Annotated in this window: 13 protein-coding genes; 6 read left to right on the top strand and 7 right to left on the bottom strand. The window is 72.4% G+C overall.

The window, feature by feature from the left end; genetic code table 11:
* Nucleotides 1–176 precede the first annotated feature (176 nt).
* Nucleotides 177–449 carry a WXG100 family type VII secretion target gene (locus B0I32_RS08245; protein ID WP_165960088.1) on the bottom strand — a complete coding sequence of 91 codons (273 nt, stop codon included), beginning with the start codon at nt 447–449 and terminating at the stop codon, nt 177–179.
* 130 nt (nt 450–579) lie between these two features.
* Here B0I32_RS08245 and B0I32_RS08240 point away from each other — a divergent pair, with 130 nt between their 5' ends.
* From B0I32_RS08240 to B0I32_RS56360, 3 genes are all read left to right on the top strand, one after another.
* Complete coding sequence (locus B0I32_RS08240) at nt 580–1,299, top strand: SDR family NAD(P)-dependent oxidoreductase (RefSeq protein WP_106236466.1); 720 nt, start codon at nt 580–582, stop codon at nt 1,297–1,299.
* Nucleotides 1,300–1,323: 24 nt separating this feature from the next.
* Nucleotides 1,324–3,072: an acetyl/propionyl/methylcrotonyl-CoA carboxylase subunit alpha gene (locus B0I32_RS08235; protein WP_106236465.1), complete on the top strand. Its 1,749-nt coding sequence runs from the start codon at nt 1,324–1,326 to the stop codon at nt 3,070–3,072.
* Between the two features lie 169 nt (nt 3,073–3,241).
* Nucleotides 3,242–4,606: a hypothetical protein gene (locus B0I32_RS56360; protein WP_146178082.1), complete on the top strand. Its 1,365-nt coding sequence runs from the start codon at nt 3,242–3,244 to the stop codon at nt 4,604–4,606.
* 152 nt (nt 4,607–4,758) lie between these two features.
* On the opposite strand, the gene B0I32_RS08225 is transcribed toward B0I32_RS56360, so the two are convergent.
* Together B0I32_RS08225 and B0I32_RS08220 are read right to left on the bottom strand one after the other, a co-directional pair.
* Nucleotides 4,759–5,865, bottom strand: coding sequence for a bifunctional WXG100 family type VII secretion target/C40 family peptidase (locus B0I32_RS08225; protein WP_106236461.1), 1,107 nt, complete (start codon nt 5,863–5,865; stop codon nt 4,759–4,761).
* The gene (locus tag B0I32_RS08220) at nt 5,865–6,173 is read right to left on the bottom strand and encodes a hypothetical protein (protein WP_106236459.1); all 309 of its coding nucleotides are present in this window, start codon (nt 6,171–6,173) and stop codon (nt 5,865–5,867) included. Before B0I32_RS08220 ends, B0I32_RS08225 begins: the two co-directional genes overlap by 1 nt.
* A gap of 132 nt (nt 6,174–6,305) precedes the next feature.
* Here B0I32_RS08220 and B0I32_RS08215 point away from each other — a divergent pair, with 132 nt between their 5' ends.
* Genes B0I32_RS08215 through B0I32_RS08205 form a run of 3 tightly spaced genes read left to right on the top strand, consistent with a single transcriptional unit; the run spans nt 6,306 to nt 8,127 of the window.
* Nucleotides 6,306–6,923, top strand: a complete 618-nt coding sequence (locus B0I32_RS08215; RefSeq protein WP_219911696.1) for a histidine phosphatase family protein — start codon at nt 6,306–6,308, stop codon at nt 6,921–6,923.
* A 5-nt stretch (nt 6,924–6,928) separates the two neighbouring features.
* On the top strand, nt 6,929–7,480 hold the full coding sequence (locus B0I32_RS08210; protein ID WP_219911695.1) for a GNAT family N-acetyltransferase: 552 nt from the start codon (nt 6,929–6,931) through the stop codon (nt 7,478–7,480).
* Entirely contained in the window at nt 7,477–8,127 is a 651-nt protein-coding gene (locus B0I32_RS08205) for an NUDIX domain-containing protein (protein ID WP_219911694.1), read from the top strand. Before B0I32_RS08210 ends, B0I32_RS08205 begins: the two co-directional genes overlap by 4 nt.
* A 158-nt stretch (nt 8,128–8,285) precedes the next feature.
* Here the strand turns inward: B0I32_RS08205 and B0I32_RS08200 are convergent, their stop codons facing one another.
* From B0I32_RS08200 to B0I32_RS08185, 4 genes are all read right to left on the bottom strand, one after another.
* A complete protein-coding gene (locus tag B0I32_RS08200; RefSeq protein WP_181307164.1) occupies nt 8,286–9,371 on the bottom strand; it encodes an NAD(P)/FAD-dependent oxidoreductase in 1,086 nt (361 codons plus the stop codon).
* Nucleotides 9,372–9,447: 76 nt separating this feature from the next.
* Entirely contained in the window at nt 9,448–10,362 is a 915-nt protein-coding gene (gene sigJ / locus B0I32_RS08195) for an RNA polymerase sigma factor SigJ (RefSeq protein WP_106236454.1), read from the bottom strand.
* A gap of 45 nt (nt 10,363–10,407) precedes the next feature.
* The gene (locus B0I32_RS08190) at nt 10,408–11,397 is read right to left on the bottom strand and encodes a CU044_5270 family protein (RefSeq protein WP_106236452.1); all 990 of its coding nucleotides are present in this window, start codon (nt 11,395–11,397) and stop codon (nt 10,408–10,410) included.
* Nucleotides 11,387–11,986 (bottom strand): RNA polymerase sigma factor, encoded by a 600-nt coding sequence (locus B0I32_RS08185; protein WP_181307162.1) that lies wholly within the window; start codon nt 11,984–11,986, stop codon nt 11,387–11,389. The genes B0I32_RS08190 and B0I32_RS08185 overlap by 11 nt, the downstream gene beginning before the upstream one ends.
* Between the last annotated feature and the right edge of the window lie 71 nt (nt 11,987–12,057).

Here is a 12,057-nt window from a genome sequence, read left to right as displayed (position 1 = left end):
CGCATCAGAGGTTTCGGTCGGCCTCTCTGACAGCCACCGTCAATGCGCCCCGAGGCTGTCATCGGCCAGAACGGCCCCGCGCCCCTCCTCCCCGTACGGAAAGGCCGTGCTCACCACGGAGACCCGCCCACAACGGAAAGAAGCCCCAGCTCCCTCGCCAGGGCCCCTCTCGGTGATCATTTCGTGGCGGACTCGATGTTCTGCCGGTAGGTCCCGATGACCCGCGAAGCCTCCTGCAGCTCCTCGGTCATCCGCTGGAACGCCGTCCGGTAGTTCTGCCACGCCTGCTGGAAGCGCTGCGCTCCCGGCCCCGTCCACGCCGTGCCCACCTTGGCGGCCTCGCGGTCGAGCGCGGTCATCGTGGTGCGGACCGCCTCCGACTGCTGCGTGAACTGGGTCGACATCTGCTGCATTTCCGCGGGGTCGCCGCCGAGCATGCTCTGGCTCATGCATACCTCCTGGGAACCTGTGAAAGCGCACTCACCCTAAGGAAGGGGCACCGGCCGTCGCCGGAGATATGCCGAGCGGCTATGGTCTACCCGAGGAATGTTCGGATCGCATTCGGGAGCTGTCGGTTTCATGCGCGAGGTTGTGGTGACCGGCGGCGGAACCGGCATCGGATACGCGATAGCCGAGGCGTTCGTCGCGCTCGGCGACCGCGTCACGATCACCGGCCGCCGCGAGGCCGTGCTGGCCGAGGCCGCCCGCGAGCTGCGGGCCGAGTTCGTCGCGTTCGACGCCGCGAGCGCCGCCGAGGTGCGCGAGGCGCTGCCCCACCTGCCCGAACGGGTGGACGTGCTGGTCAACAACGCCGGCGGCAACACCAACCTGGGCCGCACACAGCCCGAAGAGCTGATCGACGTGGCCGAGAGCTGGTGGGCCAACCTCAACGCCAACCTCATGTCCGCCGTCCTGGTGACGACCGCGCTGTCCCCGCGCCTGAACGACGGCGGCCGGATCGTCTCGCTCGGCTCGATCGCCGCCAGGGGCACGGGCTCCGGCTCGTACGGCGCCGCCAAGGCCGCCCTGGAGTCCTGGACCGCCGACCTGGCCGCCGAATTCGGCCCCAGGGGCATCACGGCCAACGTCGTCTCCCCCGGGCTCGTCCTCGACACCGAGTTCTTCCGCGGCCGCCTCACCGAGGAGGGCATCAGGACCCGCGTCGAGAACACGCGCAACGGCCGCCCTGGCAGTCCCGCTGACGTGGCCGATACCGTTCTGTTCCTGGCCTCCGCGGGAGCCAGGCACGTCACCGGGCAGGTGGTGCACGTCAACGGCGGCGCCTATCTGGGCCGCTGAACCCATGACAGGAAGGGAAGGCCGGTGCGGAAGGTTCTGATCGCCAACCGCGGCGAGATCGCGGTGCGGGTGGCCCGTGCGTGCAAGGACGCCGGGATCGGCAGCGTGGCGGTCTACGCCGACCAGGACCTCGACGCCCTGCACGCCAAGGTCGCGGACGAGGCGTACGCGCTGGGCGGCCAGTCGCCCGCTGAGACCTACCTCGACATCGGCAAGCTGCTCGACGTCGCCCGCCGCTCGGGGGCGGACGCCGTGCACCCCGGCTACGGCTTCCTGGCCGAGAACGCCTCCTTCGCCGCGGCCGTCATCGACGCGGGCCTGATCTGGATCGGTCCGCCGCCCGCCGCCATCGCCGCGCTCGGCGACAAGGTCCGGGCCAGGCACATCGCGCAGAAGGTCGGCGCGCCGCTGGTCGCGGGCACCAAGGATCCGGTGGCGGACGTGGCCGAGGTGGTGGCGTTCGCGGAGGAGCACGGGCTGCCGATCGCGATCAAGGCGGCGTACGGCGGCGGCGGGCGCGGCATCAAGGTGGCGCGCCGGATGGAGGAGGTCGCCGAGCTGTACGAGTCGGCCGTGCGCGAGGCGGTCGCCGCGTTCGGGCGCGGCGAGTGCTTCGTCGAGCGCTACCTCGACCGGCCCCGCCACGTCGAGACCCAGTGCCTGGCCGACCGCGACGGCCACGTGGTCGTGGTCAGCACCCGCGACTGCTCGCTGCAGCGCCGCCACCAGAAGCTGGTGGAGGAGGCCCCGGCGCCGTTCCTCAGCGAGGAGCAGGTCGAGATCCTGCGCTCCAGCTCCAAGGCCATCCTCAAGGAGGCCGGCTACGTCGGGGCCGGCACGTGCGAGTTCCTCGTCGGTCAGGACGGGACGATCTCGTTCCTGGAGGTCAACACCAGGCTGCAGGTCGAGCACCCGGTCACCGAGGAGGTCTCGGGCATCGACCTCGTCCGCGAGATGTTCAGGATCGCGGGCGGCGAGCCGCTCGGCTACGACGACCCGGTGGTGCGCGGGCACTCGATCGAGTTCCGGATCAACGCCGAGGACGCCGGACGGAACTTCCTGCCCGCCCCCGGCACGCTGACGACGCTGCGCCCGCCGTCCGGGCCCGGGGTCAGGCTCGACTCCGGCTACGAGGCCGGGATGACGGTGCCGGGGACGTTCGACTCGCTGGTGGCCAAGCTCGTCGTGACCGGGCGGACCCGGCAGGAGGCGCTGGAGCGCTCGCGGCGGGCGCTGGCGGAGTTCGAGATCGCGGGGATGCCGACCGTGCTGCCGTTCCACCGGGCCGTCGTGTCCGACCCCGCGTTCACGTCGTCGCCGTTCTCGGTGCACACGCGGTGGATCGAGACGGAGTGGGACAACCCGGTGCCGCCGTACGAAGGGGAGATCGCCTCGGCGGAGACCGCCCCCCGTGAGACGGTGACGGTCGAGGTCGGCGGCAAGCGCCTGGAGGTCGTCCTGCCCGCGGGCCTGGGCGGCGCCGCCGCCCCCGCGCCCGCCGCGAGCAAGGCGCCCAGGCGCGGGAGCGGCAAGGCGAAGAAGGCCGCCGCCGGCGGCGACACGCTCGTCAGCCCCATGCAGGGCACCATCGTGAAGGTCGTCGCCTCCGACGGCGACGCGGTGAGCGAGGGCGACACGGTCGTCGTCCTGGAGGCGATGAAGATGGAGCAGCCGCTGACGGCGCACAAGTCGGGCACGATCACCGGGCTGACGGCGGCGGTGGGCCAGACGGTCACCGCCGGCGCCACCATCTGCGAGATCAAGGACACGTGAGCGGCCCTGGCGAAGCGTCCTTGACCCGCGCCCGACCGGAACGCAGCCGAACCGGTGACTGCGCTTCGGTCACGATGCGCACCTGCGAGTCTCCGGACAGGTAGCGTGCGCATTGAGGAACTTTGCCGACCGCCCGTTCGTCCTCAAGGGCGAAGGAGGCTTGCTGCCAATGACCCATTCGCTGCGCCGAGCAGGGGCCGCGATCGCGGCTCTGATCGCCGGTCTGATCGTCGTTCTTGCGCTGTCCCCTGCCGCCAACGCGGCGGCGCCACCGGACCCTAACACGGTGGTCTCCCATTGGAAGAAGGACCCGCTCTACGTGGAGTCCGGCTCGTCACTGACGTCCGACCAGCAGAGTGAGATCCGTGACGCGCTCGAGGGGGCGAGCAGCAAGATCTACGCTGTGGCGCTGCCCGACGGCACGGTCGACGACTCCAGCATCGCCGGCTTCATGACCGGCCTCAACTCCGCCATGAAGGCGGAGAGCGCGCCGTCCTCGACCTACGCGGTCCTCGACGGCACGACGCTCTACGCCGCGTCCAGCTCCATCCGCCGGCAGGGCCTAGCGGGCCAGCTGGCCCGGCTGTCCACCACCGCCAACGCGGGTGACCTGACCGCCGGCATGAGGGACTTCGCCAACCGCGTGGACATGGCCGTCAAGGGCGACCGCTCCGCCCTCGACTCCGGCAGCCAGGCCGACCCGGGGGCCGGCGGCACCGCCGCGCTCGCCGTTCTGGGCGGGCTGATCGTGGTCGGCGGTGGCGGTTACTTCCTCTACTCCAGCAACAAGAAGAAGAAAAAGGCCATCCAGGACGCCAAGGACCTGGCCGCGGTCAAGCAGACCGTGGAGGAGGACGTCACCAAGCTCGGCGAGGAGATCACCGCTCTCGACACCGACGTGACGCTCGCCGGTCAGGGCGGCGGCCACATCGACGAGTGGCAGACGGCGCTCGACTCCTACGAGAAGGCCAAGACGCAACTGGCCACCGTCGAGCGGGCCGACCAGGTCCGCGAGGTCACGCAGACCCTTGAGGACGGCCGCTACGCGCTCGCCGTGGTGAAGGCCAAGGTCAACAAGGAGCCGGTGCCCGAGCGCCGCGCCCCCTGCTTCTTCAACCCGCAGCACGGCCCGTCCGTCCGCGACATCCGCTGGGCCCCGCCCGGTGGCGCCGTCCGCGACGTGCCCGCCTGCAAGATGGACGCCGAGGCCGTGGAGCGCGGCTTCGACCCGCAGATGCGCGAGGTCATGGTCGACGGCCAGCGCCGGCCCTACTACGACGCCGGCCCCGCCTACCAGCCGTACGCCTACGGCTACTACGGCGGCTTCGGCGACATCATGACCGGCATGTTCATCGGCACCATGATGGGCAGCATGCTCGGCGGCGGCTTCGGCTTCGGCGGCTACGGCGCCGGCTACGCCGAGGGTTACTCCGACGGCGGCGGCGACTTCGGCGGCGGTGACGGCGGCGGCTGGGGCGACTTCGGCGGCGGCGGCGACTTCGGCGGCGGCGACTTCGGCGGCGGCGACTGGTAAACGCTGACGACACCGCGGGGCCGCACCCCGACGGACGACGAGAGGCCCCGGACCGTGATCACGGTCCGGGGCCTCCGCATTCCCGGGCTCGCCCGCGGAGGGGCACGGTCAGCCGGCGACCCCGCCGGCGGGGCCCGCGTCCGAAGGAGCGCTCAGGTGAAGCGGCGGTAGCTGATGGAGCGGCCGTTGGCCGAGACGGGGCCCACCGTGACGTCGGCCCCCGGGCGCGGCGCGTGGATCATCTGGCCATCGCCGATGTAGACGCCCACGTGGCTGGCCGGATGGCCGAAGAAGACGATGTCGCCCGGCTGCGGCGACGACACCGGCTTGCCGCTCGCCTGGTATCCGGCGGCCGTGGTGTCGCCGATCTTGATGCCGGCCTGGTTGAGCACGTAGTAGACGAGCCCGCTGCAGTCGAAGGCGTTCGGGCCGTTGGCGCCCCACACGTACGGCTTGCCGATGTGCTGCCGCGCGGCCTGGATGATGCGCGCGCCCGTCCCGGTCCCCGGCGCGAACGTCAGGGGCTCCGGCACGCCCCCTGCTCCACCCGAGCCGGTGCCGCCGGACCCGCCGCCGGGTGTGTACGCGGCCGGGGTGACGCCGTTGCCGCCGTTCCCGCCCTGGAAGGACGTCGGCGTCGTCTTCGGGATGGGGACCGGCTTCCAATCGATGATGTTGCCGTTCGACGGCCGCCACGGCTCGTCGCCGGGGCTGTCGATGGAGCGGAACGTCGGCGTCCGTTCCTTCAGCTGCCTGTTGATCTCCGTCATGGCGGTGGACAGGGCCTTGCTCGCCGTGCTCTCCAGCTCGGTGGCCTTGGGCACGGCCTCCAGGACCTTCTTGATGAGCGCCTGCTGCGCGGCGTCGCTCTCGGGGTCGGCCTGTCCCGCCTTGAACTGGAGCAGCTCGTTGCAGAGCGTGGTCACCTTGGTCTTGGCCGTCTCCAGGGCCTGGGCCGCCTGGTCGAGGGAGCCGGCGGCGCTGTCGACCGCGTCGTGCAGCGCCATGCCCGCCTTGCGGTACTTGCCCATGTATCCCACGAACGCGTCGGCGGACTGCCCCTTCCAGGCGTTGTCGACGTCGCCGACCGCCCGGTTCAGCCGGCCGGACTGCTCGCTCGCCTTGCCCGCGGCCTTGCGCCAGCGCTTGGCGATCTCGCGGATGTCCGCGGGGCTGGTGCCCTCGATGGTCTGCACGATCGGGACGAGCTGCCAGCTCATCGGTAAGGCGGCGATCTTCTCGGCCAGGCCGGCGCCCACTACGCCGCCGCCCCGTTGGCCTTGTTGGCGGCGCGGACGTTCTGTTCCACCGCGCCCAGGGCCTTCGCGACGGCGCCGATCTTGTCGCGGGCGGCTTCGAACTCGTCGCCGACCATCGTCTCGACGTCGTTGACCGCGGAGGCCAGGCCGGAGGCCCCGGCGAGCTTGCCGAAGATGGACGCGCCGCCCAGGAGCCCGGAGCCCGCCGACTCGACCTTGGTCGCCGTGTACTGGAGCTGGCCGGCCACCTCACGCGCGGTCTTCGCGCAGTCTTCGAGTGCCTGGAAATGGATGTCGAGGGCTGTCATCCGACCCCCTACCCCCTGAAGATCGTCGGGACGTCGCCTGCGCTGACCATCTTGCCCCGAACACCCCTGCTGCCGCACCTGTCACAGAAGATAATGACCCTTGCGGTACGGGGGGATCGGAGGGGAATCGCGGTGAACGATCACGTACGGCTCCACTGCCTGCGCCACGCCGAGTCCGAGAACGTCGTCACCGGCACCGCGGGCGCACAACCCGGCGCCGCACTGACCGCACGGGGTCGCGTCCAGGCGTCGGAGGCGGGCCTGCGACTCGGCGGCCAGGGGATCACCCACGTCTACGCCGGCACGGCCGTCCGCGCCCGCCAGACCGCCGCCATCGTCGCCGGCACCCTCGGCCTCACCACCGGCGTCACCGTCGTGCCCGGCCTGGAGGAGGTCGGCCTGGGCCGGATGGAGGGCACGCGGGACCCGGCGGTCCGGGCCCGCACCGCCGAAGTGCTGCGCTCCTGGGTGGTGGACGGCGACCTGGACCAGGCGGTGGCCGACGGCGAGAGCGGCCACGCCGTCACCGCCCGCGTCACCGCCGCTCTGACGTCGCTGGTCGCGGCGCATCCCGGCGGGACGATCGCCGTGGTCGGGCACGTCGCCAGCCTGACCGCCGGGCTCGGTGTGCTGTGCGGGCTGGGCGGGCGGGTCTGGGGGGCGCCGCTGCCGCACGCGGTGCCGTTCCTCGTCGAGTACGGCGCAGGTCCGGGGCCGACCTGGCGGTGCCCCGACTGGCCTGGAGAATGACTGACGTGATCTATCTTGCGCAAGAGGGCCGGGTGGCGATCCGGTACATCTGCCTGGCGGACTTCGACGAGCTGTCGGTGCTGCACCAAGAGAGTGCCGAGATGCTGGCCAGGTGGATGCCGGGCCCGCCGGTCGTCACGTACGAGGACTTCGAGGGATACCTGTCCAGGTTCGACGGCCCGCTGCACGAGGGTTTCCTCATCTGCCGGAGCGACAGCGGCGCGATCGTCGGCCGGGTCAACGTGAACAACATCATCCGCGGCACCCACCAGAGCGCCACCATCGGCTACTCCGCCTACGCCTCCACGACCGGCCGCGGCTACCTGACCGAGGGGCTGCGGCTGCTCGTCGGGTACGCCTTCGGGGAGATGGAGCTGCACCGGCTGGAGGCCAACATCCAGCCGTCGAACACGGCCAGCCTGAGCCTGATCGAGCGGGTCGGCTTCAAACGGGAGGGTTACTCGCCCAGGTTCCAGTTCATCGACGGGGCGTGGCGGGACCACGAGCGCTGGGCCATCACGACGGAGATGACGGAAATGACGAATATGGCCACGTGAGCCGAGGCGACGACCTTGAGCGAGGTGACCAGGCGCGGGGCGACCAGGCGCGGGGCGACCAGATGCGGGGCGACCAGATGCGGGGCGATCAGATGCGGGGCGATCAGGTGCGGGGCGATCAGATGAGCGAGGTGATCCTCCGGGAGTCCGCGCGCGTGCTGCTGATCGACCGCGCCGATCGGCTGCTGCTCTACCGGGGCCGGCTGCTGCAGGTGGAGGATCCGCCGTACGCGTGGTTCACGCCGGGCGGGGGCCTCGATCCCGGGGAGAGCGCGCGGCAGGCCGCCGCCAGGGAGCTGCGGGAGGAACTGGGACACGTCGTCTCCCCCGACGCGCTCGGGCCGGTGGTGGCGACCAGCGAGGGCCCGTGGACCACCGGCGGCCGGCGGTTCTTCTCCCGCGACTCCTTCTTCGCCCTCCGCGTGGACGAGCTGGACGTGGACACCTCAGGCATGGACCAGGAGGAACGCGAGTCGACCGACCGCTTCCACTGGTGGACCCTGGGCGAGCTGTCCGGGCCGGCTCCCGGCGACGAGCAGGTCGTGCCGGCGGGTCTGGGCCCGCTGGTACGCCGCATCGTCGCCGGCGACCCGCCCGCCACACCGATCACCCTGCCGTGGCACCTCCTGAACGACGATCACGCCTGACAGTGCATGGCCAGAACGTGGCCAGGCCGGACGATGCATACCTCAGGATGCGCCCAGGCCCGGCGGCGACCCGCCCGCCACGACAGCCCTCCGTCCATGGCACCTGCTGAAGGACGGCTAGGCCCGGCGGCGACCGGCTGGGCCGGGTGAGGGCGGAGTCAGTGGCGGATGGTCCAGACGGTGCCTCGCGTGATGGTTTCCTTGAAGGCGGCGGAGGCGGCGCCCGTCATGATGGCGTCCACCGGGCTGTCGTCCGCTCTCGTGAACTGGGTGACGCCGTCGTGGCGGCCCAGACTGATGTTCTGCCAGACGTAGCGGAATCTGGCCGGGCGTGGTTCGCGGCCGGTCAGCAGGTCGGCGACCCCCCGGCCCGTGCAGACGCCCATGGGCAGCCCCGTCTGGCAGGCCATCCTGGTCGCGTGGCCGGCGGCGGCCGCGTCGCCGATGCCGAAGACGTCCGGGTGCGAGACCGACCGCAGGGTGCGGTCCACCAGCATGCGGCCGTGCTCGTCCGTGGCCAGGCCGGCGGCGGAGGCCAGGGCGGGGACGCGGAAGCCGGCCGCCCACACCACGGTTCCCGCGCGTAGTTCGTCCCCGTCGGCCAGTAGCACGCTCTCGGGGCCGACGCCGGTGACCCGCGTGTGCTCGCGTACGGAGACGCCCATGCGGGCCAGGGCCCGGTGCACGTGGCGGCGACCGCGGGCGGACAGCCCGGGCCCGACCAGGCCGGCGGACAGCAGCTCGGCGCGCAGGCCCGCGGCGGCGAACTCCGCCGCCGCCTCGATGCCGGTCAGGCCGCCGCCGACCACCGTGACCGGCCCCTTCTCCGAGGCGAGGCGGGCCCGCAGCAGCGCCGCCTCGTCGCCGGTGGCCAGCGGGTACGCGTGCTCGCGCGCCCCCGGCACGGCTGCCACGTCCGAGCCGCTGCCGAGGGCGTAGACCAGCAGGTCGTAGCCCACCGTGTACGGCGGCGCGTCCAGGCCGACCGTCCTCGCCACCGGATCGATCCCGACGACCCTGGCCACCACCAGCTCGATCCCGGTCCCCGAAAGCAGCCCGGCCAGCGGCAGATCGGGCAACCGCTGCCCGGCCGCGAGCTGGTGCAGGCGTACCCGCTCGACGAACCGGTCCGTCGCGTTGACCAGCGTCACCCGCGCTCCGGTGCGGCGCAGCCGGCGGGCGGCGCGCTTGGCCGCCGCCAGCCCCGCGTATCCGGCGCCCAGCACCACGATGCGGTCCTTCATGGTTCCTCCCGTGTCGAAGTCCCCACTTGAACCGGACACGCGACCCGTCCGTGACAGCCCCGGCCCATGACGTCGGTCACATGAGCTGGGCGGCGGCGTAGGCGAGCTTGGCCGGGTTCACGATCGTGCGGACGGCAACGACCCGCCCGTCCGCGATCTCCACGGCCACGATCGCGAGCAGCCCGCCGGGCTCGCGGATGAGCACCGCCGGCTCGCCGTTGATCTCCGCGAAGGCGGACGTCACGTAGCCGGCCTCCGGGCGCCTGCTGAGGCCGCTCAGGTAACGGGCCACCCTCGCCCGGCCGCGCACGGGCCGGCGCGCGGCGGTGCCGCCGCCTCCGTCCGCCCAGGCCGCCACGTCGTCGGCGAGCATCCGTTCCAGGGCCTCGACGTCGCCGTTCACGGTCGCGGCGAAGAAGCTCCTGACGATCCGCAGATGCTGCCCGCGGTCGCCGTCGAAGCGTTTGCGCGGCTGCCCGACGTGCGCGCGGGCGCGCCGGTGCAGCTGGCGTGAGTGCGCCTCCTCGATGCCGAGGATCCCGGCGACCTCCGCGTGCCCGTACCCGAACGCCTCCCGCAGCACGAACACCGCCCGTTCCATCGGGTTGAGCCGTTCCAGCAGGACGAGCAGGCCCATGGACACGGACTCGCGCTGCTCGACCGTCTCCAGCGGGCCGAGGGCGCCGTCGCCGGTGTAGACGGGCTCGGGCAGCCAGGGACCCGCGTAGCTCTCGCGCCGTACGCGGGCCGAGGCGAGCCGGGTGAGGCAGAGGTTGGTGACGACCCTGGCCAGCCAGGCGGCCGGCAGCTCGACCGGTCCCGCGTTCCGCCAGCGCAGGTAGGTCTCCTGGACCATGTCCTCGGCCTCGGCGGCCGACCCGAGCAGCCGGTAGGCCAGCCCGAAGAGCCGCGCCCGCTGCGCCTCGAACTCCCGGACCTCGAACTCCCGAGCCTCGAACCCGCGCGCCCCGGCCTGCCCGTCCGCCTCCATTCATCCGATGCTAGGCGGGGGGCCTGCCGGGGCAGCTCTCCGGGTTCAGGGGAGTTGGCCGGGTTTGTTCACGACTCCGGTGGTGAGTTCGGCGGTCGCGTAGAACGTGCCCTTGGCGGCGACCAGAGAGCCGTGGATGACGTCGTCCTCCAGGTTCTCCACCCGCCTGCCGAGATACTGGAAGGTCTCGGAATCGAGCACGGTGTACGACCGTTCGACGAGGCGGCCGTCGGCGCGGCGCTGACCGGGGTCGTAGGCCAGGCCGAGGCCCGGGCGCCCCATCGCGTCCGGCACGCCCTGGTCGATCCGCACGCCGGGGATCCTGGCCAGCGCCCGGAAGATGGCCGCGGCCAGTTCGGGAGTCACGGCGGCCGGCTGCCCGAGGTAGAGCGTGAGCACCCGGAACGCCCGCGCGTCCGGCGGCTCCTGCCCGGCCTCCCGCACGGGCTTGGTCCGCCAGTGCGCGTCGCCCTTGACGTGGGCCAGCAGCTTGACCGGATCGGTGGGCAGGGCCGCCAGCCTGGCCGCGTACTGCTTGGGCGACAGGTCGTCGTCGTCCGGATCCGGCTCGATCGTGCGCAGGTCGAGCGGGCCGTGGTTGTGCCGGGTGGCCTGCTGCCCGCCGTCGTAGCGGGTCCAGTACTCCTGCGTGTCGCGCTCGGTGTCGCCGGGCTGCCTGACCACGGCCCGCCGGTACAGCCACTGGTCGTCCCTCGGTGTGGCGGCCGGCTCGCGCCGCTCGGCCACCGAGGCGGCCCGCAGCAGCACGACCCGCGGCTCGCCGATCGGCGTCGTCGTCACCTGCGTGGTGGCGATCCGCGGCGCGGGTGGCTGGTCGACCCGGTTGAGCACCACGATCCCCGCGGCGGCGGCCGTGGCGAGCACCAGCGCGGACGGCGCCAGCCACGACCTGCGCGCTCTCCTGGGCGCGCGGCGCCGATCGAGGGATCGGGCGCGCAGCGCGTCCAGGCGCTCACCGGTCGGCTCAGGGGCGTCGGCGCGCAGTCTCTTCAGCAGCTTCAGGTCATCGTCCACGGCCGGGCTCCTCCTCCGTCACGACGGCGCTCGGGTCGACGCCGCCCAGCGCCGCCCTGGTCTTCTTCCTGGCTCGGTGCAGGCGTGAACGTACGGTGCCGACCGGGATCCCCAGCGCGCCGGCCACCTCCTCGTAGCTGAAGTCGGCCCAGGCGACCATCAGCAGCACCTCGCGGTCCCGCGGCGACAGCGCGGCCAGCGCGCTCGCCAGCTCCCGCTGCGCGCCGCCCGCCGACACCCGGGCCTCCACCCGGTCGGCGTAGCTCTCGGCGACCTCGTCCACGCCGGTCCTGGCCAGCGCGCGGTACGCCCTGACCTCGGCCCGCCGGTGCTTGCCGACGATGTTGGCGGCGATGCCGTACAGCCAGGGGCGGGCGTCGCGGTGGGCGGTGTCGTAGTGCGCGAGCCGGCGGAACGCGGCCAGGAACGTCTCCGCCACCACGTCGTCGGCCAGCGAGTCGCCCAGCCGCCGCGTCACGTACTGGTGCAGGGCGGGGGCGTGCCGGTCGAACAACGTCGAGAAGAACCCGGGATCGCTCCTGGCACGCCTGATCACCTCCGCGTCGCTCAGCTCTGTGTCCGGCGTCAAGCTCGAACTCCGTTCCTCGGTTCCTGTCACCTTCCTTCACCCGGAGCGGGCGACAGGGTTCACGCGGGACG

It is taken from the genome of Nonomuraea fuscirosea (assembly GCF_003001935.1).
In the GTDB taxonomy this organism is placed as follows: domain Bacteria; phylum Actinomycetota; class Actinomycetes; order Streptosporangiales; family Streptosporangiaceae; genus Nonomuraea; species Nonomuraea fuscirosea.
Note: the sequence above shows the minus strand (reverse complement) of the source record. Positions and strands in the feature narration are given on the sequence as shown.